The organism is Planktotalea sp. (assembly GCF_965659345.1).
Lineage (GTDB): Bacteria > Pseudomonadota > Alphaproteobacteria > Rhodobacterales > Rhodobacteraceae > Planktotalea.
This window is the reverse complement of record NZ_CBFHVK010000010.1, coordinates 94,550-117,141: the sequence shown is the minus strand read 5'-3', so window position 1 is coordinate 117,141 and position 22,592 is coordinate 94,550. Positions and strand designations below refer to the sequence as shown.

Sequence of the window (22,592 nt, the reverse complement as noted above, 5' to 3'; positions counted from 1 at the left end):
GAATAATTCGTAAACTCTCACCAATAGAACCGCACCTGAGGCGCGAATAACCTTACCTAGGGTTGAATGAGTGTCCGGATTGGTCCACCGTATGGGTCTATTTGTGATAAAGGCGCATTATGCCCACCCTGCTTCAAAACGGCGTCATGACAATCGTGGCCCATACCGACGACGATTTGCTTTTCATGAATCCGGACATCGCGACCTCTATCGCGGAGGGGAATGTCGCAACGACGGTTTTCGTGACGGCTGGCGATGCAGGGGTTGAGGATTGGTATTGGCAAAGCCGTGAAGAAGGGATCAAAGCCGCCTATGCGTTGATGGCAGGCGAAGATGATTGGGTCGATGAAGTCGTGCCGATTGAGCAGAACGGCTCCGAGTACGAAATCGCATCTTCCTTTTTACAAAGCGCGCCCGAAGTGCGGCTGTATTTCATGCGCATCCCCGATGGCGGTGGCTTCATAGAAGATCCTGAAGACTTTGAATCGCTCGCGCGGCTTGAGGATGGCCGCCGCTTGGAAGTCGATACAATCGACGGTGAAGCCACCTATGCGCGCGAAGATGTGGTGAATGTTCTTGCAGGATTGATGGAAGCGCATGAGCCAACTGCTTTTCGCTTGCAAGTGGCCGAAGGTGAAGGTGCGGAAGACGAGCATTCCGATCACATCCACACGACCGAGTTCGCCTTGGAAGCGATGCAAGAGTTCAGCGGCGATGGCTACACCGTCACACATTATGTGAACTACCAAACAGAAAGTTTAGCGCCAAATCTATCGCCGCAAGATGCGGCTTTTTCGTTAGAAGTGATGCAGGCTTATGCTGCTTTTGACCCCGCAACTTTGGACGCGGACGGCAATCTGTTTCCTATCTACGTCGCATGGACGGGGCGCCAATATATCGACGAAACTTATGTTGTGTCGAACGAGGGCGGTGAGGATGAAGACCCTGTGGTTCTATCGACCTTCACGCTTGGGGATAACCCGGACAATTTCTATTTCGAGATCGATGCTGACACAGGACAGATCACAACGAAGGACTGGTTCGTTCCAACGCGCTATGATGCTTTGGATCAAGACGAAGACTTTATCTACAACGTAACGCGCATTGAGACACCGCTCGATGGCAGCCCTGCTACATCCGAGTTGATCCGATACGAAGAGCAAACAGACGGCCCCTTGCTTGTCCTGGACGACGCGCCCACGGACGATGATCCGGTGGAGGATGATCCAAGCGATGACGACCCTGCAAACGAGGACGACCCCCAAGCGGCGCAGTCGACGTTTTCATTGGGTGAGCATCCGGACAATTTCTACTTCAACATCGACACGGAGACTGGCGAGATTACGACTAAAGGCTGGTTCTCGCCCAGTTTGCTCGACGCATGGGACCAAAATGAGGATTACATCTACGAGGTCACGCGCATTGAAACACCCGACGATGGCAGCGCGCCTTCAACAGAGTTGATCCGGTTTGATACAGAAGCAGAGGGCGTTCTTGCCATTCTGGACGACACCGCTCCTGGCGATGACCCTGTCGAAGATGACCCAAGCGGCGACGATCCTGTAAACGATGATCCTGCGGCGACTGTCACCTATGAAATGTCTGGTGCTGACGCGTTCCTGTTTGAAATGAACAGCGAAAGCGGGGAGGTCAGCACAAAAGATTGGTTCGTGCCTGACTTCAGCGACCCTTGGGATCAGGACGAGAACAACGTTTACGAGCTTACGCGGACAGGCACGGATGAGGACGGCGCGGTCGCGTCACGCGAATTCATCAGCTACGCGGTCTCGCGGTTTGATGAGATGACGGAGTTATCCGTCGTGGATGATATTTTGCTGCCTTTGATGAGTGGCGATGCTGAGGAGGACGAGGAAGCTGTTGTTGAACCAGATGACGCATCAGAGATGGCGGATGCTTAAGCCTCTCTAAAATATCGGGGTAAGTCCGTAGAATTCATTTTGCAGCTTGATGCCTTTTTTCACCTAACAGCATCGACTTGCGACATCGAAAGAAACCACAAATGACCGCTTCCTCTTATGCAGCTCTTGTACCTGAGCTGTCGTGCTCGGATTTTCAAACCAGTCTAGTATTTTACACAGACAAACTCGGCTTCGAAGTTATGCATGGACGCCCTGAAAACGGGTTTGCTTATATCGCATTAGGAAAGGCGCAAATCATGCTTGAACAAAGCAACGGGTTTTGGAGTACGGGTGAACTACAAAAGCCTTTCGGGCGCGGCATCAATTTCCAAATTCTCGTCAATGACGTCGAACAGCTATACGAGCTCGTTGTAAGTCAGAACATTCCAGTTTTCGCAAACTTGGAAACATCATGGTACAGAATTGATCAACGCGAACATGGTCAGCGTGAATTTTTGATGCAGGATCCAGATGGATACCTTTTGAGATTCAGCGAAGATATTGGAGACAGACCAGTTAGGTAGACTTCAAAGCTACAAAAGTTGTCACCCTTCCAACTCCGCCTCCAAGAACCGCTCGAACGCGTCCATGTCCAGTTCTTCGAACTGACCAAAGCTTTGCATCCAAACTGATGCGTCTTTCATCGCGTTGGGTTCGATCTTGCACCATTTCACACGACCGCGTTTCTCTTGGGAGATCAGACCCGCTTTGGTAAGGATCACCAAATGTTTGGACACTGCCGCTAAAGACATCTCGAAAGGGTCAGCAACATCGGTCACGGCCATATCGTCCTCTAACAACATTGTGAGGATCGCGCGGCGGGTTGGATCGGCGAGGGCCGCGAAGACAGTGTCGAGAGTTTGGCTCATAGGGCCATAAACGCAAAGCGGTGATATTCGTCAACCAAATGGTTGAATATGCAATAAGTGCGAAAACGAGGGAAACCGCCCCTGCGCCCAGCTGTCGCAGCCAAGAATTCAACCTTAAAATCATTAATTATCAGAGCTTTAGCTTAAACCGACACTCACTTGACTCATAAGCAGTGCGGGCATAGCACTCCCCTAAACCTCTAAACGGGATTTGAGCCGTTGACCGAGCCTGACAATCAAGACCGTCTCAAGAAATTGGACGAACGGATCGCCAAGGTGAAAGCAGCGACAGGCCCTAAGCCCGCGTCAGAGGAACACTACAGCCAAGCCCAACAAGGCTGGCGCATGGTGACAGAGCTCGTGGCCGGTCTTGGGATCGGTTTTGGCATCGGATACGGACTGGATGTGCTGTTTGGCACGCTGCCGATTTTCATGGTGCTGTTTATAATGTTGGGTCTTGCGGCCGGTATCAAAACAATGATGCGCACCGCTCAAGAGATCCAAGACCAACAAATGTCCGCACAGGCGGACGCGCAGAAAGAGGACTGAAGCATGGCTGAGGAAAAAGGCGGACTAGTTTTCCACCCAATGGATCAGTTCATCATCAAACCTTTGTTTGGCGATGGCCCGATTGGTATGTTCACAGTCACGAACATGACGCTCTGGCTCGCGCTTGCAGCGGTCTGTGTCATCGGCTTGTTGATCATCGGCACATCACGCCGCGCGGTTATTCCGGGTCGCGCGCAGTCCATCGCGGAAATGATGTATGGCTTCGTCTACAAGATGGTCGAAGACGTAACAGGTAAAGATGGGATCAAATATTTCCCATATATCTTCACGCTGTTCATCTTCATTCTCTTCTCTAACTTCCTCGCGCTGATCCCGATGTCCTTCTCACCAACGTCGCACATCGCTGTAACCGCAATCTTGGGCTTTGGCGTGTTCTTCACAGTGACAGCCATTGGCTTCATCAAGAACGGCGCAGGCTTTTTGGGGCTTTTCTGGGTCTCTAGCGCGCCTCTCGCGTTGCGCCCTGTTTTGGCGCTGATCGAGGTTATATCTTATTTCGTACGCCCTGTGAGCCACTCCATTCGTCTCGCTGGCAACGTCATGGCGGGCCACGCAGTTCTGAAGGTTTTCGCAGGCTTCGCAGCACTCACAGCGGTCGCGCCTTTGTCGATCCTTGGGGTTGTCGCGATCTACGGCCTTGAAGTGCTGGTGTCCGCGATCCAGGCCTACGTCTTTACTATCCTGACATGCGTTTACCTAAAGGACGCATTGCACCCGTCTCACTAACTAACGTGGGTGCGTGAAACCACGCACCTTACGCATCTATCTAAACTTCCAATCGTAAGGAGAAATACTATGGAAGGCGATCTCGCACACATCGGCGCAGGACTTGCAGCAATCGGTTCCGGCGCAGCCGCTATCGGTGTTGGTAACGTTGCAGGCAACTTCTTGGCTGGCGCATTGCGCAACCCATCCGCTGCTGCTGGTCAGACAGCAACACTCTTCATCGGCATCGCGTTCGCAGAAGCACTGGGCATCTTTGCATTCCTCGTGTCCCTTCTGTTGATGTTCGCAGTCTAAGCCGACTGATCTAATCCTTACGCGCGGGCGGCTAGAGATGTCTCAGGCCGCCCGATGTAGAGAAAAGTTCCGACGGAGGACGACATGGCTACCGAAACAACAGGTGCCGTCAGCTCATGTGTAGGTCCCGATGGCTCAGCCATTGGTATGCCGCAACTGTGCTTTGAATGGTTCCCAAACCAGATTTTCTGGCTCGTTCTCACTCTTGTAGTGATCTTTCTGGTTCTGTCCCGCATCGCGCTACCGCGCATTGCTGCGGTTTTGGCAGAGCGTTCTGGAACGATCACCAATGATATCGCTGCCGCTGAAATGTTGAAAAACAAAGCAAGCGAAGCAGAAGACGCATATAACAAGGCCCTCTCAGATGCGCGCGCCGAAGCGCAAAACATCGTGGCAGGTGCCAAAGCAGACATTCAAGCTGATCTCGACGTAGCGATTGCGAAAGCAGACGCAGAGATTGCCGCGAAAGCCGCTGAATCGGAGAAAGCAATCGCTGAAATCCGTGCAGGTGCTCTGGCAAGCGTTGAAGAAGTTGCCAAAGATACAGCGGCAGAGATCGTCTCTGCACTGGGTGGCAAAGCCTCAGCTAAAGACGTGAGCGCAGCTGTCGCTGCGCGCTTGAAAGGATAGTATCATGCGGATCAAAGCACTTACTCTCCTATTGATCGGTTCCGCACAGCCTGCCTTGGCAGCCTCCGGCCCGTTCTTCTCGCTCGGCAACACAGATTTCGTTGTTTTGCTCGGCTTCTTGCTGTTCCTCGCAATCATTGCTTACTTCAAAATTCCAGCGTTGTTGGGTGGCATGCTTGATAAGCGTGCGACTGATATTCGCGATGAATTGGACGAAGCGAAAGCATTGCGCGAAGATGCACAGAAATTGCTGGCCTCTTACGAGCGCAAGCAAAAAGAAGTGCAAGAGCAAGCTGACCGCATCGTAGAAGCGGCTAAGAAAGACGCGGCTGCGGCTGCGGATCAAGCGAAAGAGGATCTCAAAACCTCCATCGCGCGTCGCCTTGCAGCTGCCAACGATCAAATCGCTTCTGCAGAAGCCGGTGCGATCAAGGAAGTCCGTGACACTGCCGTTGGCGTTGCAATTGCAGCAGCGAACGACGTGATCGCGAAGCAGATGACGGCCAAAGACGGCGCATCTCTTATCGATGACGCGATTGGCGAAGTCTCTAGCAAGCTTCACTAATCAACTCAAAAAACTAAAATCGAAACCCGGCCTCAGCGCCGGGTTTTGTCGTTTTAGGCCTCTTCATTTTTCCACACAAACTCCGGGGTTTGGGGCTGCGCCCCAATCTGCTGCGTCAGCAGCGTATCAAGCGCGTGCGTAAGCACGCACAACTTGACTCCCACCGCACAGCATACAACGATGCAGCTATGACATCAAACATTCTGCGCGCAATTACCGAAAACCCGGATCTTGGCATCACTATGCCCGACGGCACGCGCCTTTCGGCCCGCACATGGATCCCGGACAACGCAACAGACGCCCCCGTCCCTGCTATCCTCGAATTCCTTCCCTACCGCAAACGCGACGGCACCACGGCGCGCGATTGCCTTACCCATCCTTACTTTGCCAAACGCGGGTACGCCTGCATCCGCGTCGACATGCGTGGCAATGGCGATAGCGAAGGGCTGATGGAGGACGAGTACAGCCCGCAAGAGTTAAGTGACGCTGTCGAAACGATCAATTGGCTATCAGCGCAACCGTGGTGCTCTGGCACCGTCGGGATGATGGGTATTTCGTGGGGCGGTTTCAATGCGCTGCAAGTCGCAGCCCTTCAACCCGAAGCGCTTAAGGCGATCATCACGCTCTGCTCGACCGTGGATCGCTACGCTGATGATATCCACTACAAAGGTGGCTGCTTACTGAATGAAAACCTCGGCTGGTCCGGCACGATGTGGTCCTACTCCTCTCGTGCGCCCGACCCAGCGCTGCGCCCCAATGATTGGCGCGAGATCTGGCTCGACCGATTGGAAAACGAACCCTTCCTCGCGGCGCACTGGTTGGATCATCAAACTCGCGACGCCTATTGGAAGCATGGTTCTGTCTGCGAAGACTACAGCAAGATCAAAGCCGCGACGCTCGCCATTGGCGGTTGGGGCGATGCTTACAAGAACGCGCCCCCTACATTGATCGAAAACCTAGACGCCCCCGCAAAGGCGATCATCGGTCCTTGGGTGCATAAATATCCGCATTTCGCCATTCCAGAACCGCGCATAGGTTTCTTGCAAGAAGCGTTGCGATGGTGGGATCATTGGCTAAAGGGCGAGGACACAGGCGTTCAAGATGACCCGCTCTATCGGCCCTACCTTATGGAGTCTGTACCACCAAAATCGTGGTACACTGAGCGTGCAGGCACTTGGCTAGCGATTAACGAAAAACCTTCCCAACTCGCGCATGAAATTTGGCATCTTGGTGATCAAACATTGCAAGACACCGCAGCGCCTTTTGAAACGACGATTAGCTCACCTCAAACATGTGGTGCCCATTCGGGCGAATATTGCGCGATCTGGCTTGGGCCGGAATTGCCTGATGATCAACGAAGCGATGATGCCATGTCGGTGGTTTTCAAAACAGAACCGCTTGAAGCACAGCGCGATATCATTGGCGCACCGAGTGTCACACTCAAGCTCAGCTCTGATACACCTCAAGGCCAAATTGCCGTGCGTTTGTTAGATATTCAGCCAAACGGGGCAAGTGCACGGATTACATATGGTGTTTTGAACCTCTCTCACCGCGACAGTCATAGCACGCCCTCTGCAATGACCCCCAATAAGGTGGAAGAGGTCACGATCGTCCTTGATCATATCGCGTATCGCCTGCCCAAAGGGCATCGCCTTGGAATTGCTGTCTCAACAGCCTATTGGCCACTGATTTGGCCAAGCCCAAAAGCGAGCACACTGACACTCACGCAAGGATCACTGAGTTTACCGCTTTGTCCTAGTGGTGATGTGGATGAATGGACATTCGAGCTGCCAGAAGCAGACACCCTTTGGCAGGTGGACACACTGCGCGAGGGGTCAAACAGTCGCAAAACGGTTACGGATTGGACGACCGGGGTCGTTACACTGGAAATCGTAGATGATTTTGGCAAGGTCAAAGACAGCGATCATGGCTTGATCAATGGTTCAATTGCGCGCGAGTGGTGGTCTATCCATCCAGATGATCCGCTTAGCGCACATGGCCGCACCCACTGGACCGATGAGCTCGAGCGCGAGGGAATCGCTTTGCGCACAGAAGCTACCTCTGAAATGAGTTGTGATGCGACCCACTTCCACCTCAAGGCTCGCTTGGAAGCTTTCGAAAACGATGAACTCATCCTCGAAAAAGACGTGCAGCGCAGCATTTTACGTGACAACTTGTAAAAGCGTGATGTCAAAAAAAGTATTTAGCCCTTGCGAGGTGCGCCGCAATCCGCATTGTTAGGAGTACTAAGTTCAAAACCGCCTGCTTTCAAAACGACGGCGGATCAAAATAGCCAACTGGGAGATTCCTAATGCAAGATCAACTCGACTACCTCGCAAAGCGTGCGAGCGCAGGCAAACTGTCGCGCCGCGATTTCATGGGCAAAGCGTCCGCGCTTGGCGTCAGCGCAGCAGCCGCGAGCACAATGTTTGCGACAGCTGCAAAAGCCGCGAGCCACAAAAAAGGTGGCGATCTGAAGATCGGCTCAACTGGTGGTGAAAGCACAAACTCACTCGATCCAGCGACATACGCCAGCCAGGTCCCTTATCACAACGGTCGTCAATTCGGTGACACACTGGTAGAAGTTTCCCCAACAGGTGAGATTGAGCCACGCCTTGCTACGAGCGTCGAGAGCACACCAGACGCGAAAACATGGATGTTCAAACTGCGCCAAGGCGTAGAATTCCATAACGGCAAGACGATGACCGGCGAAGATGTCATGAAGACCATGGAGCGTCATTCCAACGAAGACTCCAAGTCTGGTGCCTTGGGTGTGATGAAAAACATCGAGAGCATGAAAGTTGAAGGTGACACATTCTCTGTCACTCTGAAAAATGCCAACGCAGACCTTCCCTACTTGATGGCGGACTATCACCTTATCGTTCAGCCAAATGGCGGAATGGACGATCCGGCAGCAGGCATCGGCACAGGTCCATACAAAGTTGAAGTTGATGAGCCAGGCGTACGTCACATGTACTCCAAGTTCGCGAACTATTGGGGCGACGATGGGCACTTTGACTCTGTCGAAATCCTTGCGATCAACGACGCAACAGCACGTACAGCAGCACTTCAATCTGGTCAGGTGCACCTGATCAACCGTCTTGAGCCAAAGATTGCTGGCCTTCTTGCGCGCGCACCTGGTGTGTCTGTTCAGTCCACACCAGGCCGGGGTCACTATGTGTTCATCATGCACACCAACACCGCGCCCTTTGACAGCACAGAACTGCGTCTCGCGCTGAAATATGCGATCAACCGTGAAGAAATGGTTGAGAAGATCCTGCGCGGCTACGGCTCTGTTGGCAACGACATGCCAATCAATGCGGCGTATCCACTGTTTGACAGCTCTATCCCGCAGCGCATGTACGACGTGGACAAAGCCAAAGAGCACTATGCAAAGTCTGGTCATGATGGCTCGCCTATCATCCTGCGTACAGCTGACGGTGCCTTCCCCGGTGCGGTTGAAGCAGCACAGCTGTTCCAGCAGTCCGCAGCAGCAGCTGGTATCCCGCTCGAAATCAAGCGTGAGCCAAACGATGGCTACTGGTCTGAAGTTTGGAACAAACAGCCGTTCTGTGCATCCTACTGGGGTGGCCGTCCGGTGCAGGACCAGATGTATTCCACAGCGTATCTCTCGTCTGCAGACTGGAACGACACGAAGTTCAACAACCCAGACTTCGACGCCAAACTACTGGCCGCGAAGGCAGAGCTGGACCTTGAGAAGCGCAAAGCGCTCTACTCTGAGATGGGTCACATCGTACGTGATGAGGGCGGTCTTATCTGCCCAATGTTCAACGATTTCATCGACGGCGTCAGCGACAAGCTCGTGGGGTGGGAAACCGATCCAAATGGCGAACTGATGAACGGTCAGGTCACACGCAAACTGTCCTTCGCGTAAGGTTCGGTTCGCACATGCACCCGATTTTGAAACTGGTGTCCCAGCGCTTAGCGCTGGGGCTCCTTCTCCTTCTCGCGGCGTCTGCATTGATTTTTGTGGGAACACAAATTCTTCCAGGCGATGTTGCACAATCCATTCTAGGCCAGTCCGCAACCCCTGAGGCATTGGCCAACCTTCGAAGAGATCTCGGCCTGAACGAGCCCGCTTTGAGCCGCTATTTCAGCTGGCTTGGCGGCGCGATTCAAGGTGATCTCGGCACAGCTCTGACCAATGGTCAGGACATCGCGACTTCCATGGGCAAGCGCCTCGGCAACACCCTGTTCCTTGCATTTTGGGCAGCTGTCGTCTCCGTGCCTTTGGCAATTTTCCTTGGCCTGGTCGCTGTGCGTTACAAGGACCGTTGGCCGGACAAAATGATTTCAGCGGTCACGCTGACTTCCATTTCGATCCCAGAATTCCTGATCGGCTACGTTTTGATGTATTTCATCGGCGTCAAACTTGGTTGGGCACCCTCTGTTGCAATGATAAATGACAGCATGAGCCTTGGACAAAAGTTGCAAGCAATTGCGCTCCCCGTTACAGTTTTAACCCTTGTTGTCCTCGCGCATATGATGCGCATGACCCGCGCGGCCATCCTGAATGTCATGCAATCGGCCTATATCGAAACGGCTGAACTCAAAGGTCTGTCCAGCTTTCAAGTCATCGCGCGCCACGCTTTCCCGAACGCGATTGCACCAATTGTGAACGTTGTGATGCTCAACCTTGCCTACCTTGTCGTTGGTGTTGTGGTTGTCGAGGTGGTCTTTGTATATCCCGGCATGGGTCAGTATCTTGTCGATCACGTGGCCAAGCGTGACGTGCCAGTGGTGCAAGCCTGCGGCTTAGTCTTTGCAGCAGTTTACATCGGGCTGAATATGATCGCTGATATCGTGTCTATCCTTGCCAACCCGCGCTTGCGGCATCCAAAATAGCAGGAGCGGACATGTTCAAAAATATCCCGATTTCCGCCCTCATCGGTCTGTTCTTCACAGGTCTCTATTTCTTCATAGCGATTTTTGCGCCTTGGCTTGCGCCCTACGGCATGGCTGAAGCAGTCGGTGATGTTTGGGAGCCAGCCTCATCGAAACATTGGCTTGGAACAGACAGCATCGGCCGTGACCTTCTGAGCCGCATGATCTACGGTGGGCGTACAACAATCTTCATCGCCACGGCAGCAACGATCTTGAGCTTCACGCTCGGCTCGTGTCTTGGCCTTTTGGCAGCAGTTATGGGCGGCTGGGTCGATCAAGCTATTTCGCGCTTTGTCGATTTGATCATGTCGATCCCGTCTTTGATTTTTGCGCTCGTCGTCTTGTCTGTCATGCCAGTCACCATTCCGGTTTTGATTGTTGTGATGGGTCTTTTAGACTCCACACGCGTATATCGCCTGTCCCGCGCGGTTGCCGTGGATATCAATGTTATGGACTACGTGGAAGCCGCGACACTGCGGGGTGAGGGTAAATCTTGGATCATTTTCCGCGAAATCCTACCAAATGCGCTTAGCCCGCTTGTTGCGGAAATGGGCCTGCGTTTCATCTTTGCAGTGCTCTTCGTTTCAACCCTGTCATTCTTGGGCCTCGGTGTACAACCGCCCGGCGCAGACTGGGGCGGAATCGTGAAAGAAAACAAAGACGGTATTGTTTATGGCATCCCTGCCGCACTTGTCCCCGCCTTTGCAATTGCAACGTTGGCTATTTCTGTGAACCTAGTGGCAGATTGGGTGCTCAACAGAACCACCTCTCTTAAAGGAGGCCGTGGATAATGAGCGACCCTCTCCTCAAAGTACGCGGTCTGAAAATTGGCGCGACAGTTTATCCCCCCGATGCCAAACCGCATAAGATCAAGATTGTGCATGGCGTTGATTTTGAACTTCAAAAAGGCAAAGTTCTTGGCCTGATTGGCGAGTCTGGCGCTGGCAAATCTACCATCGGCTTATCCGCGCTTGGCTATGGGCGCGGCGGCGTCGAACTGACAGGCGGCGAAGTTTGGGTAAATGGGCGCGATATCCTGCAAGGTGGCATACGCGATTTGCGCAAACTGCGCGGCGCGGAAGTGACCTATGTGGCGCAATCTGCGGCGGCAAGCTTTAACCCTGCCAAGAAGATTATGGATCAAGTCGTTGAAGCTTCTGTAAGCCAAGGCAAGTTCAGCCGTGCCGATGCAGAGGCCAAAGCGCGCTTACTGTTTGACAAACTTGGTTTGCCCGACCCCGACAACATCGGTTCGCGCTATCCGCATCAAGTGTCAGGCGGCCAACTTCAACGTTGTATGACAGCCCTCGCGCTTTGCCCTGAGCCTGATCTTGTCGTCTTTGACGAGCCTACGACGGCTTTGGACGTCACAACGCAGATTGATGTGTTGGCCGCGATCAAAGAAGCGATACGCGACACAGGTGTTGCGGCTTTGTATATCACCCACGACCTCGCTGTCGTCGCACAAGTAAGCGACGATATCATGGTTCTGAAAATGGGGAATATGGTCGAATATGGATCCGTCGATCAGATCATTAACAACCCACAAGAAGAGTATACCAAAGCGCTCGTTTCTGTGCGCTCAATCAATCACGAAGAGAAAACGCCAACCCAACCCATCCTCAGCGCTAAGAACATAACCGCGCGCTATAAGGGTACGAAGTTCGACGTTTTGCATGATGTGAGCGTTGATATTTCACCGGGTCAAACTTTGGCTGTCGTTGGTGAGTCTGGTTCTGGCAAATCCACGCTTGCGCGCGTGATCACAGGTCTCCTTCCCCCAAAAGGTGGCAGCACAGATTTCGCAGGGCGCACTTTAACCCCTGACCAACCGAGCCGGTCACGCGAAGATCTGCGCGAGCTTCAAATGATCTATCAAATGGCCGATGTCGCCATGAACCCCCGCCAAACCGTTGGCACGATCATTGGACGTCCGTTGGAATTCTATTTCGGTATGAAGGGCGAAGAAAAGCGCAAGCGCATCGCCGAACTCCTCGAAGAAATCGAGATGGGCGACGGCTTCATTGATCGCTATCCAGCGGAACTGTCTGGCGGACAAAAACAACGCGTCTGCATTGCACGTGCGCTTGCTGCCAAGCCAAAGCTGATCATTTGTGATGAGGTCACATCCGCCCTTGATCCATTGGTTGCGGATGGCATCTTGAAACTTTTGCTCGATCTACAAAAACGCGAAGATGTGGCCTATCTCTTCATCACCCACGACCTTGCCACCGTGCGCGCGATCGCCGATAGCATCGCCGTGATGTATCAAGGCCGCGTCGTACGCTACGGTACAAAATCAGAAGTGCTTAGCCCGCCCTTTGACGACTACACCGACTTACTGCTCAGTTCGGTTCCTGAAATGAAGCTCGGCTGGCTCGAAAATGTCATCGCAACCCGCAAAATGGAAAGCGCAGGGAACTAAACAAACCCGCACTCTGCTTCATTTTTCCAAATAAACTCCCGCCGGAGGCTCCCATGAAACGCAAACTACTCCTCATCATCCTCGATGGTGTCCCCCTGCGCAATTGGGCACGTTTGTTTGGCAACCTTGAAGGCTGGGTTGCGAATGGAACGGCTCAGAAATGGACCATGACCAGTGTGCTGCCCTCCATTTCTGCGAGCTGCTACGCGTCCATTCACACAGGCGTCACACCACAGGAACATGGCTGCACAGGCAACGGCAACGTCTTTCGCATAAAACAACCTGATCTGTTTTCCGAAATCAGAAGAGCCGGCGGAACGACAGGTGCGGTCACGCATTCATTCTGGTCTGAGTTCTTCAATCGCCACCCTTTCGATTACGTGCGCGATATCGAGTATGATGAACCAGAAAGCACAACGATCAACCATGGTCGTTTCCATTCGATGACGGGCTATGGGCATGCGAACCAAATGACGCCGTCGGATCTAGATCTCTTCGCAACGCTCACAAATCTCGCGGGGCGTTTCGATCTGAACTATGGGATTTTGCACACCTGTACGCTTGATAGCATGGGGCATCGCTTTCAACATGAAAGCCATGAAATGGATCACGCCTGTTTTGTGATGGATGAAATGTTGGCCCCGTTCATCCCACGCTGGTGCGACATGGGCTACGAGGTGATTGTGACGGCAGATCATGGTCAAGACACACGGGGGCATCATGGCGGCAACGATCCCCTGCAACAGGAATTTGCGCTTTATTATTTTGGCGACGCGCATGGCCCTGATGCGGGAACACCCCTCCACCAGCTCCAACTTGCGCCTAGCATTCTAAATCGCCTCGGCGCGCCAATCCCTGCAAGCATGAAGGCAGAGCCTTTCCTACCCGCATAACACCGGTTTGAAAGAAACCCGAGCGCCTTTAGTAAGGCCAATCATCCAAGGCCAAAGCAGCGATTGCGTCCGTAATTCGTTTGAAACTTGCAGCTGACCGATTGGACATATGCCGCGCGCGCAAGTGTCCATGGACCAAGCCCGCTTCATCAACGCGGTGCACGCGCACGCCTGCGGCCTTTAAGGCCTGCTCATAGTCGACGCCATCATCGCTTAACGGATCACATTGTGCCGTGTTGATCACAGTCGGGGGCAAGCCCTCAAATGTGGTGTCTTGCAAAGGCGCGTAGCTTGGATCCCCAACAGGCTCATCGCCGTCCAAGCGCACATCGCGGTAGATCACGATGTCGTCGCGCGTCAGCATAGGGGCATCCGCGAATTCCATGTAGGACCCTTTGTCAAAATCCCCACCAAGACCCGGATACACAAGTACCTGACCTTTGATTATCAAGTCCGACCCCCGCGCCATATGAGAGACGCAAGCCGCAAGATTACCCCCAGCACTATCACCGCACAGCACCAGCGCCTTACCTGTTTCAACTGTCACTGCCACGGACGCCGCCATAGCATCCTCAAACATCGCGGGGTGCTTATGCTCTGGTGCCATACGATAATCGACAGACACCACATCTAAACCCGTCGCTGCACAGATCTCAGCGCAGACATCATCGTGGCTTTCCAAGCCCCCGACAACAAACCCGCCGCCATGGAAATACATCACAACAGCATCACTGCCAACGCTGGTGTAATGGCGGCACGGAACGCCGCCATAAGCGCGGTCCTTAGCGATCACACCCTCAGGATAACCCACGCGAAACGCAGCGCACATGCCATCATAAATCCGGCGCTGATCCTCAACCCCGTAAGTGGCCGTGTCAGGAGGATAAAAACTGTTGGTTTTCTCGATAAACGCCCAAGTCTCTGCATCAATGAGCTTTTGATAATCGGCCATCTCGCCCTCCCGTTTCTTCGTGTTTGAGCAAGACAATGAGCGCCACGACTGTCAAGGCAACCCCGCCCAAAATAAGCCCTTTAGGTGCGCCGTGGCCTAGTCCGATTTCCCACAAGATCACCCATGAGGGAATTAAATACGTATAAGCCATCACCTTTGCCCCGGGTAGCCTTAGGGATGCAAATTGACCCAGCACAAAAGTTGCTGCTGTCGCAAAGATCGACACATAAAGAATGGTAATCCAAACGATATTTGGCAAAGCCGCGTAATCGGTGCTCCATAGGGCTGACCAGCTCCACACCAGCAGCACAAGAATACCGCCCATTGTTGTGCCGAACGAAAATAAAAAAGCGCTTTCGCCACGGTTCAACAAGCGCACGAGTGGGATGTAAATTGCATGACAAACACAGCCCCAAAAATAGATGATCTCGCCCTTGCCGACCTCAAAAAGGATAAAGGCGGACCAATCAGCGCGAAAAATGACCCAAAGTGCGCCAAGCGCGCCGATGGCTAGCCCAGCCGCAATGCGCAGCGTTGTGATTTGTCGCAGCAACACAAATGACGCGATCGCGGTTATAATCGGTGTGAGCGTGAATACCGCCGCCGCAGAAACAGCTGGCGCTGTTTTCAAGCCTGCAAACATCAGCACAAAGTAGGTCGCAAACACACCCCCGAGCAGAACATACCGCCAAACAGCCGTCACATTTTCTGTTTTAAGCTCACCCCGAAAACCACAAAGCGCACCAAGCACGAGAGCCGCGATGCCAAAGCGCAATACTGTAACAAGTTCCGGCGCAACGAACGGCGACGCCATGGCACCAAGCGAAAAAGACCCAGCGACCAGCATCGAGAACAACAGCATCGCACCATGTCCGCGCAGAGCCTCGTTCATGACATATCCCAACTTTTCGCCTGTTCTTTTACAAAGCGCAAAAAGGCTTGGACCTTAGCCGTTCGGTGTAGATCGACATGCGTGACCAGCCAAAGCTGTGCATTCCAATCATCACGCGCAGGCGCGACTTGCACCATGCCTTTATGGGCCGCAGCATCATGGGCATTCATGAACCCGATGCCTGCGCCTGCACGAATGGCAAGTTCCATTGCTCGGTTATCGGTGGAGCGGAACACAACGTTTTCACGCGGAACATTCTTGATCAACCATTGGAAAAACGGTGATCCGTTATTCTCGGAATCGTGCCCCACAAAACGATGTTTGTTATATTCGCTTTCATCCTTAGGCATGCCATAGCGGCCGATATAACTTTGCGAAGCATAAAGCCCGATGGGTTGTTTAACAAAAGCTTGCACGACATTGTCCGGTTGGTCTGGCACGCGCCCTGCACGCACCGCAACATGCGCCTCGCCATATTCAAGGCGAAACAAGCGGTCTCCGGTCAGATAACGCAAAATGACTTCCGGATAGGCTTGTTGAAACGCTGTCAGCGTAGGCGCCATCAAGGGAGCAAGTCCGACAAGCGAGGTGACGACCAATTCGCCAGAGACCTCGTCACCCTTACCCTTAACGCGCCCTGAAAGTTGGCTGAATTGTTCATCTGTCGCTTGCGCTACACGGCACAAATCCTGGCCTGCTTCGGTCGGCGTGTATCCACGCGCATGCCGTTGGAAAAGCTTCACACCAAGGCGCGCCTCAAGCGCATCCACATGGCGGATAACAGTCGCATGATGCACACCCAAAACATCTGCCGCACCGCTTACGGTACCCATACGTGCCACCTGATATGCGGTACGTACCTCATCCCAGTTCTGCATCGGTCATCCTTTGTGCGCAAATTTGTAAGTGCGCGCCAGTTTCACCTTTAGTGTTTGAAAATGCAATCAATGCATCGCTCAAAGATGTCCTGCGTGTTGACTCTGAACCGCCCAACGCCTAAACGCGGGTCAATACCCGGAAGCATCAATTCTTCCGGTCCTCGATTACACGAGGATCGCCACCAGTCAGCGCGTTGCGCCCACTGGTGCGATTGTCGTTTGGAACATTCGCCGATCCTACCTACATTGGGATCAACTTGCAGCAGACTGAAGGGCCAATAGGCATGTTTGAAAATCTATCCGACCGTCTATCAGGTGTTTTTGATCGCCTGACCAAGCAAGGCGCATTGTCCGAGGATGACGTCAAAACAGCCCTGCGCGAAGTTCGCGTCGCTTTGCTTGAGGCAGACGTCTCTCTGCCAGTTGCACGCGATTTCGTCAAAGCGGTTCAGGAAAAGGCTACAGGCCAAGCCGTCACCAAATCCATCACCCCCGGTCAGCAAGTTGTTAAGATCGTTCACGACGAACTTCAGCACGTTCTGCGCGGCGAGGGTGAGCCGGGTGAACTAAAGATCGACAACGCCCCTGCCCCAATCCTGATGGTCGGTTTGCAAGGTGGTGGTAAGACAACGACGACAGGTAAGCTCGCCAAACGTTTGACGGAGAAGAACGGCAAGCGCGTGTTGATGGCCTCGCTCGATATTTACCGCCCAGCGGCGCAGCAGCAGCTTGCGATTTTGGGCACGCAGATTGGTGTGGATACTTTGCCAATCGTGGCTGGTGAGTCTGCCGTGCAGATTGCCAAACGTGCCAAGCAACAGGCAACCCTTGGTGGCTACGACGTCTACATGCTCGACACAGCGGGTCGTTTGCAGATCGACGAGACCTTGATGAAAGAGGTCGAAGATGTGCGCGACGCGGTCAACCCGCGCGAGACATTGCTGGTTGTTGACGGCCTCACAGGTCAGGTGGCTGTTGAGGTCGCAGAAGAGTTCGACGGCAAGATCGGTATCTCCGGCGTGGTCCTCACTCGTATGGACGGTGACGGTCGTGGCGGTGCGGCACTGTCGATGCGCGCGGTCACTGGCAAGCCAATCAAGTTTGTCGGTTTGGGCGAAAAGATGGACGCACTTGAGACGTTCGAGCCTGAGCGTGTTGCGGGCCGTATCCTTGGCATGGGCGACATTGTTGCGCTGGTCGAGAAGGCGCAAGAAACTATCGAGGCCGAGCAAGCCGAGCGCATGATGAAGCGCTTTCAGAAGGGTCAGTTCAACATGAACGACCTGAAAAACCAGCTTGAGCAAATGCAAAAGATGGGCGGCATGGAAGGTATCATGGGCATGATGCCGGGCATGGGCAAGATGGCGAAGCAGATGGAGGGCGCGGGCATTGATGATCGCATCCTCAAGCAGCAAATTGCTTTGATCCAATCAATGACCAAGCGCGAGCGCGCGAACCCGCAATTGTTGCAGGCGTCCCGCAAAAAGCGCATCGCCAAAGGTGCGGGCATGGAAGTTTCCGAGCTGAACAAACTTCTCAAAATGCAGCGCCAGATGGGCGACATGATGAAGAAGATGGGCAAAGGCGGGATGCTGAAACAGGCGATGAAAGGCATGCTCGGTAAAGGCGGTGGCGCAGGAATGCCCGCTGGCATGGACCCTTCCAAGATGGACCCGAAAGCGATGGAAGCGGCGGCAAAGGCTATGGGCGGCAAGCTGCCCGGCGGTCTTGGTGGCCTAGGTGGCGGCATGGGCCTGCCCCCTGGCTTGTCTGGCTTCGGGAAGAAGAAGTAACTTTGGATCGCGCGCCGACCATACGCACCGAGCGGCTCACGCTACGGCACCACCAGATGAGCGATTTCGCCCCTCTGGAAGCGCTGTTTGCGTCTGAGCGTTCGATCTATATGGGCGGGCCGATTGATCGCCAAAAGCTGTGGTATTGGGTGGCTGGCGAAGTCGGCAGCTGGTCCTTGCAGGGCTTTGGCAGTTGGGGCATCGAAACGCATGATGGCGCGTTTGTGGGCCAAGTTGGCATCAACAAGCCAAGCCATTTTCCTGAGATTGAGTTGGGCTATCTGATCATGCCTGAATTCGAGGGCAAAGGGATCGCATTTGAAGCAGCACAAGCTGCGCGTGCTTGGGCGTTTGATGCGCTCTCGCTGGAGACCTTTGTGAGCTACATTGATCCAAAGAATGCACGCTCGATTGCCTTGGCGGAACGTCTTGGTGCCTCTCATGACGCGCAGGCAACCCTGCCTGATGGCGAAACCCCTGACGAGACGGCAGTTTACCGTCACCGGAGGGCCGCATGACCCTAGTCGCACACGCCCCCCGTTTTGAAACGGATCGTTTGATCCTGCGCGGCCCAGAATTGCGTGACGCGGAGCCACTCATCGGTTTTCTCATGGATGAGGTCCGCTCCGAAGGGTTCGGCGGTTACACAAAACGCGACGATGCATGGCGTTGGTACGCTTTGAACATCGGCCACTGGCATATCCATGGCTACGGCTACCTGACCATCGAGGACAAAGCGACTGGCAACCCAGCTGGCATCACAGGCATTTGGAACCCAGAGGGCTGGCCTGAACCAGAACTCGGTTGGGTCGTATTTGAAGGGTACGAGGGCAAAGGCATCGCTTACGAAGCGGCACTTGCAGCGCGTACTTGGGCCTATTCCGATCTTGGTTTTGCAACGATGACCTCGAATATCGTGCCGTCCAACACACGCTCTATCGCTTTGGCCAAACGCTTGGGTGCAACGTTCGAGCGTGAATATGACAACGTGCAAATGGGTCTCGACCACCTCTATCGCCATCCGGCACCGGAGGCGTTGAAATGACCCTGCGACATGAACAGGCCCCCACGGGTATCCCGTCAGCCGTTGCTGCGAACGTCGCGGCGCAGATCCCGACGCTCGTGTCTGATGCGCTATTGTTGCGCGCGCCGAGTGTTGAAGACTTCCCGCTTTATGCAGAGGTTATGTGCAGCGAGCGCGGTCAGTATATGGGTGGGCCGCTCAGCCGTGAGGATGCGTGGTGGGACTTTGTCCAACTCGCTTCTGGCTGGATGCTGCATGGGCACGGCGGTTGGTCGATTGTGGATGTGGACAGCGAAGAGCTCTTGGGTTTTGTGATCTTGGGTCTTGAGCCGGGTGATGAACAGATCGAATTGGGCTACCTCGTATCTGAGGCCAACGAAGGTCTGGGAATCGCGCATGAAGCAGCGCAAATGGCACGCGCGTTTGCATTTGATACGCTCAAGCTCAACGAATTGGCGAGCTACATTCACAAAGACAACGCGCGCTCGATCGTTTTGGCCGAACGCCTTGGTGCCAAACGCACGGTGCATGACGACACGATGCTGGCCTACATTCATACCAATGAGGTTGCGCAATGACCTCATTCAATTTCGAAATTCCCACCATCGAGACAGACCGCTTGATCCTGCGCGCGCCGCTGGAAAGTGATCTGGATGCGTTGGAAGTGTTCAATCAATCAGAGCGTTCGCATCTGATTGGCGGCCCACAAGATCGCGCGAGTTGCTGGCGGATTATTTCAAGCGGCATTGGTCACTGGGCACTGCGTGGTTTCGGCATGTGGCACATCCACCATAAAGGCGATGATCGCATGATCGGTGCCTGCGGTTTCATATTTCGCGAGGGCTGGGATGAACCAGAACTCGGCTGGAACGTACATGATGGCTATGAGGGCAAAGGCTATGCCTTTGAAGCCGCAAGCGCTGCGCGCGCGTATGGCGCAAAACACTTCGATCTGGACAGCGTTGTCAGCTATATCGACCCGACGAACACACGCTCTATCGCGCTTGCAACACGCCTTGGTGCTTCATACGGAAGCACAGGAAAATTGCTCGGCGAAGTCGCTGACATCTACCGCCACCCAAAACAAGGAGACACCGCATGAGCGACGCAGTGAGCAAAGCCGCAGAGGTGCTTAAAGAGCATCGCGCGAGTATCGATCGCCTTGATGCGATCCTCGTCTACACACTCGGCGAGCGGTTCAAACACACCCAAGCCGTGGGCAAGCTAAAGGCAGAACATGAACTGCCTGCGAGCGATCCCACCCGCGAAGCCACGCAGATTGCGCGGCTCGAAGACCTTGCAAACAGGGCCGATCTTGACCCTGAATTTGCCAAGAAATTCCTCAATTTCATCATTGAGGAAGTGATCCACCACCATAAACAACACCAAACGTAAGGTGCGTGAAGTCACGCACCCCCCTCTAACAAACAGACAAAAGAAAACTTAGGAGTACTACACCATGGCTATGAAAATTCGTCTCGCCCGCGGCGGTTCCAAAAAGCGCCCTTTCTATCGCATCGTTGCAGCGGATTCCCGCATGCCACGCGACGGTCGCTACATCGAAAAGCTCGGCACATATAACCCACTGCTTCCAAAAGACAGCGAAGAGCGCGTAAAAATGAATGTTGAGCGCATCCAATACTGGCTCGGTGAAGGCGCACAGACAACAGACCGTGTGTCTCGTATGCTTGAAGCGGCTGACCTGCTGCCGAAGAAAGACCGTGCAAACCCTAAGAAGGGTACGCCTGGCAAGAAAGCTGTTGCGCGCGCTGAAGAGAAAGCAAGCAAAGCAGCTGAAGCGGCAGAAGCTGCGGCGGCTCCTGCTGAAGAAGCAGCTGCGGAAGAGTAAACCGCTCTTTACGCTTGTGAAAAAGGGCGGCGCACCATTTGCGCCGTCTTTTGCTTTTCTAAGACAGGTTTGTTGATATGTTTCGCCTCATCCGCCTACCCATTATGTTCGGCGCTGCTTTCGTCTTTGGCGTGCTTTCAGAACGCAACGCAGCATTGGACAAATGTGTGGATGCGGGTGGCTCGATGAAAAGCGGTATCTGCCGGGGAGTATCTGAATGAGTGATGATCTGATTTGCGTTGGCTCCATCGGTGGTGCTTTTGGCGTCAAAGGCGATGTGCGACTTAAAAGTTTTTGTGCTGAACCCTCTGATATTGCCGACTACAATCCTTTGGTCACTGAGAACGGGCGCAGTTTTACACTGACTTTGCTCGGCCCTGTGAAAAACGGCTATTCGGCGCGGCTCTCTGGCGTCGTAACCAAAGAAGATGCAGATGCCTTGAGCGGTGAAAAGCTGTTTGCGCGGCGCGCCCAACTGCCCGCGCTCCCCGATGATGAATATTACCATACCGACCTTGAGGGGCTGGAAGTGCTCGATACAGGTGGCGTTGTCTTGGGGCATGTGAAGAATGTGCAGAACCACGGTGCCGGTGATCTTTTAGAGGTCCATGGTCCCAATCTGAAAACTGCTGTGCTGTTGCCCTTCACGCGAGACGCTGTGCCGACTATTGATCTTAAAGCAGGACGTATCATCGCAGATCCGCCATATGGATTGTTTGACTAGATGAGCAATGAGCACTTCATCACAGATCGCGCAGTAACGTTCAAAGAGCTCGCAAAATTTGCCTCAGTTGGGCAGCCCGTGCATTTTCAATCTTGCCAGCTTGAGAACGTTAACTTCCAAGAATTGGAACTCACTGAGTGGACGTTCAAAAAGTGTGATCTGGGCAATGCACGCTTCGACAATTGCATTATCGATGAGACTGACTTCATCGAATGCCGCGCGGCGGCAGCGACCTTTCGCTCTGCGCGTTTATCGCAAGTCCAATTCAAAAACTGTGATTTGAGCAACGCTGGTTTTACATTTGGCAAACTGGCAGACGTGAGTTTCAGTGGCTGCAAAATGATCGGCGCGAATATGACAGACATTGCAATCGCAGATGTGGCTCTATCAGAGTGCAACCTAGGCCTCGCGCAATTGCGCGGGTTTGAGATGAAAGACGCCACACTCAACTCGGTGAATTTTGATCAAGCGGACCTGTCAAACGCGACGTTCGAAAATGCTTATCTGGAGGAGTGTTCCTTGCGTGAAAGCATCGTCACGGATGCCAATTTCAAGGGTGCGGATCTACGATCCAGCGACCTTGGCGGATTGCAGATGAGCGATGCACGCCGTTTCAAAGGGGCGATCATTTCCAAAAGCCAAGCCGCAGATTTGCTCGGCCAGCTTGGGTTAAAGGTAGTTTAA

Annotated in this window: 27 protein-coding genes; 23 read left to right on the top strand and 4 right to left on the bottom strand. The window is 53.6% G+C overall.

Annotated features, from left to right (window positions below; genetic code table 11):
- Positions 1–119 precede the first annotated feature (119 nt).
- Both ACTG3Z_RS10120 and ACTG3Z_RS10115 read left to right on the top strand, forming a co-directional pair.
- Positions 120–1,919 (top strand): PIG-L family deacetylase, encoded by a 1,800-nt coding sequence (locus ACTG3Z_RS10120; RefSeq protein ID WP_439142951.1) that lies wholly within the window; start codon positions 120–122, stop codon positions 1,917–1,919.
- A 101-nt stretch (positions 1,920–2,020) separates the two neighbouring features.
- Complete coding sequence (locus ACTG3Z_RS10115; protein ID WP_439142949.1) at positions 2,021–2,443, top strand: bleomycin resistance protein; 423 nt, start codon at positions 2,021–2,023, stop codon at positions 2,441–2,443.
- Positions 2,444–2,464: 21 nt separating this feature from the next.
- Here ACTG3Z_RS10115 and ACTG3Z_RS10110 read toward each other — a convergent pair whose 3' ends face one another.
- A complete protein-coding gene (locus tag ACTG3Z_RS10110) occupies positions 2,465–2,788 on the bottom strand; it encodes an ArsR/SmtB family transcription factor (protein ID WP_439142948.1) in 324 nt (107 codons plus the stop codon).
- A 219-nt stretch (positions 2,789–3,007) separates the two neighbouring features.
- Here ACTG3Z_RS10110 and ACTG3Z_RS10105 point away from each other — a divergent pair, with 219 nt between their 5' ends.
- The 11 genes from ACTG3Z_RS10105 (at position 3,008) to ACTG3Z_RS10055 (ending at position 13,796) form a co-directional block, all read left to right on the top strand.
- Complete coding sequence (locus tag ACTG3Z_RS10105) at positions 3,008–3,337, top strand: AtpZ/AtpI family protein (protein WP_439142947.1); 330 nt, start codon at positions 3,008–3,010, stop codon at positions 3,335–3,337.
- A 3-nt stretch (positions 3,338–3,340) separates the two neighbouring features.
- Positions 3,341–4,084 carry a F0F1 ATP synthase subunit A gene (locus ACTG3Z_RS10100; RefSeq protein ID WP_439142946.1) on the top strand — a complete coding sequence of 248 codons (744 nt, stop codon included), beginning with the start codon at positions 3,341–3,343 and terminating at the stop codon, positions 4,082–4,084.
- 69 nt (positions 4,085–4,153) lie between these two features.
- A complete protein-coding gene (locus tag ACTG3Z_RS10095) occupies positions 4,154–4,378 on the top strand; it encodes a F0F1 ATP synthase subunit C (protein ID WP_072630388.1) in 225 nt (74 codons plus the stop codon).
- 84 nt (positions 4,379–4,462) lie between these two features.
- The gene (locus ACTG3Z_RS10090) at positions 4,463–5,008 is read left to right on the top strand and encodes a F0F1 ATP synthase subunit B' (RefSeq protein WP_439142945.1); all 546 of its coding nucleotides are present in this window, start codon (positions 4,463–4,465) and stop codon (positions 5,006–5,008) included.
- A gap of 4 nt (positions 5,009–5,012) precedes the next feature.
- Positions 5,013–5,573 carry a F0F1 ATP synthase subunit B gene (locus tag ACTG3Z_RS10085; protein WP_439142943.1) on the top strand — a complete coding sequence of 187 codons (561 nt, stop codon included), beginning with the start codon at positions 5,013–5,015 and terminating at the stop codon, positions 5,571–5,573.
- Between the two features lie 188 nt (positions 5,574–5,761).
- Positions 5,762–7,753, top strand: coding sequence for a CocE/NonD family hydrolase (locus tag ACTG3Z_RS10080; RefSeq protein ID WP_439142941.1), 1,992 nt, complete (start codon positions 5,762–5,764; stop codon positions 7,751–7,753).
- Positions 7,754–7,884: 131 nt separating this feature from the next.
- Positions 7,885–9,468 (top strand): ABC transporter substrate-binding protein, encoded by a 1,584-nt coding sequence (locus tag ACTG3Z_RS10075; protein WP_439142939.1) that lies wholly within the window; start codon positions 7,885–7,887, stop codon positions 9,466–9,468.
- Positions 9,469–9,482: 14 nt separating this feature from the next.
- Positions 9,483–10,439, top strand: a complete 957-nt coding sequence (locus ACTG3Z_RS10070) for an ABC transporter permease (protein ID WP_439142938.1) — start codon at positions 9,483–9,485, stop codon at positions 10,437–10,439.
- A gap of 11 nt (positions 10,440–10,450) precedes the next feature.
- Complete coding sequence (locus ACTG3Z_RS10065) at positions 10,451–11,269, top strand: ABC transporter permease (RefSeq protein WP_072630382.1); 819 nt, start codon at positions 10,451–10,453, stop codon at positions 11,267–11,269.
- Positions 11,269–12,903 (top strand): ABC transporter ATP-binding protein, encoded by a 1,635-nt coding sequence (locus ACTG3Z_RS10060; protein WP_439142937.1) that lies wholly within the window; start codon positions 11,269–11,271, stop codon positions 12,901–12,903. Before ACTG3Z_RS10065 ends, ACTG3Z_RS10060 begins: the two co-directional genes overlap by 1 nt.
- Before the next feature lie 53 nt (positions 12,904–12,956).
- Positions 12,957–13,796, top strand: coding sequence for an alkaline phosphatase family protein (locus ACTG3Z_RS10055; protein ID WP_439142936.1), 840 nt, complete (start codon positions 12,957–12,959; stop codon positions 13,794–13,796).
- 28 nt (positions 13,797–13,824) lie between these two features.
- Here the strand turns inward: ACTG3Z_RS10055 and ACTG3Z_RS10050 are convergent, their stop codons facing one another.
- The 3 genes from ACTG3Z_RS10050 to ACTG3Z_RS10040 are packed head-to-tail and all read right to left on the bottom strand — an operon-like array spanning position 13,825 to position 16,518.
- Positions 13,825–14,748: an alpha/beta hydrolase gene (locus ACTG3Z_RS10050; protein ID WP_439142935.1), complete on the bottom strand. Its 924-nt coding sequence runs from the start codon at positions 14,746–14,748 to the stop codon at positions 13,825–13,827.
- Positions 14,723–15,640 (bottom strand): DMT family transporter, encoded by a 918-nt coding sequence (locus ACTG3Z_RS10045; protein WP_439142934.1) that lies wholly within the window; start codon positions 15,638–15,640, stop codon positions 14,723–14,725. The genes ACTG3Z_RS10050 and ACTG3Z_RS10045 overlap by 26 nt, the downstream gene beginning before the upstream one ends.
- On the bottom strand, positions 15,637–16,518 hold the full coding sequence (locus ACTG3Z_RS10040) for a LysR family transcriptional regulator (RefSeq protein WP_439142932.1): 882 nt from the start codon (positions 16,516–16,518) through the stop codon (positions 15,637–15,639). Before ACTG3Z_RS10040 ends, ACTG3Z_RS10045 begins: the two co-directional genes overlap by 4 nt.
- A 284-nt stretch (positions 16,519–16,802) precedes the next feature.
- Between ACTG3Z_RS10040 and ffh the strand changes: the two genes are divergently transcribed.
- The 10 genes from ffh (at position 16,803) to ACTG3Z_RS09990 (ending at position 22,592) form a co-directional block, all read left to right on the top strand.
- Complete coding sequence (ffh, locus tag ACTG3Z_RS10035; protein ID WP_439142930.1) at positions 16,803–18,311, top strand: signal recognition particle protein; 1,509 nt, start codon at positions 16,803–16,805, stop codon at positions 18,309–18,311.
- A 2-nt stretch (positions 18,312–18,313) separates the two neighbouring features.
- Complete coding sequence (locus tag ACTG3Z_RS10030) at positions 18,314–18,829, top strand: GNAT family N-acetyltransferase (protein ID WP_439142928.1); 516 nt, start codon at positions 18,314–18,316, stop codon at positions 18,827–18,829.
- Positions 18,826–19,356, top strand: a complete 531-nt coding sequence (locus ACTG3Z_RS10025; protein ID WP_439142926.1) for a GNAT family N-acetyltransferase — start codon at positions 18,826–18,828, stop codon at positions 19,354–19,356. Before ACTG3Z_RS10030 ends, ACTG3Z_RS10025 begins: the two co-directional genes overlap by 4 nt.
- Positions 19,353–19,913 (top strand): GNAT family N-acetyltransferase, encoded by a 561-nt coding sequence (locus tag ACTG3Z_RS10020; protein WP_439142925.1) that lies wholly within the window; start codon positions 19,353–19,355, stop codon positions 19,911–19,913. Before ACTG3Z_RS10025 ends, ACTG3Z_RS10020 begins: the two co-directional genes overlap by 4 nt.
- Positions 19,910–20,437: a GNAT family N-acetyltransferase gene (locus ACTG3Z_RS10015; RefSeq protein ID WP_439142924.1), complete on the top strand. Its 528-nt coding sequence runs from the start codon at positions 19,910–19,912 to the stop codon at positions 20,435–20,437. The genes ACTG3Z_RS10020 and ACTG3Z_RS10015 overlap by 4 nt, the downstream gene beginning before the upstream one ends.
- Positions 20,434–20,730, top strand: a complete 297-nt coding sequence (locus tag ACTG3Z_RS10010; protein WP_439142922.1) for a chorismate mutase — start codon at positions 20,434–20,436, stop codon at positions 20,728–20,730. Before ACTG3Z_RS10015 ends, ACTG3Z_RS10010 begins: the two co-directional genes overlap by 4 nt.
- Before the next feature lie 64 nt (positions 20,731–20,794).
- Positions 20,795–21,184, top strand: a complete 390-nt coding sequence (rpsP, locus tag ACTG3Z_RS10005) for a 30S ribosomal protein S16 (RefSeq protein ID WP_439142921.1) — start codon at positions 20,795–20,797, stop codon at positions 21,182–21,184.
- Between the two features lie 77 nt (positions 21,185–21,261).
- Positions 21,262–21,405 (top strand): hypothetical protein, encoded by a 144-nt coding sequence (locus ACTG3Z_RS10000; RefSeq protein WP_439142920.1) that lies wholly within the window; start codon positions 21,262–21,264, stop codon positions 21,403–21,405.
- Positions 21,402–21,908 carry a ribosome maturation factor RimM gene (gene rimM / locus ACTG3Z_RS09995; RefSeq protein WP_439142919.1) on the top strand — a complete coding sequence of 169 codons (507 nt, stop codon included), beginning with the start codon at positions 21,402–21,404 and terminating at the stop codon, positions 21,906–21,908. The genes ACTG3Z_RS10000 and rimM overlap by 4 nt, the downstream gene beginning before the upstream one ends.
- On the top strand, positions 21,909–22,592 hold the full coding sequence (locus tag ACTG3Z_RS09990; RefSeq protein ID WP_439142917.1) for a pentapeptide repeat-containing protein: 684 nt from the start codon (positions 21,909–21,911) through the stop codon (positions 22,590–22,592). It abuts the gene before it with no gap.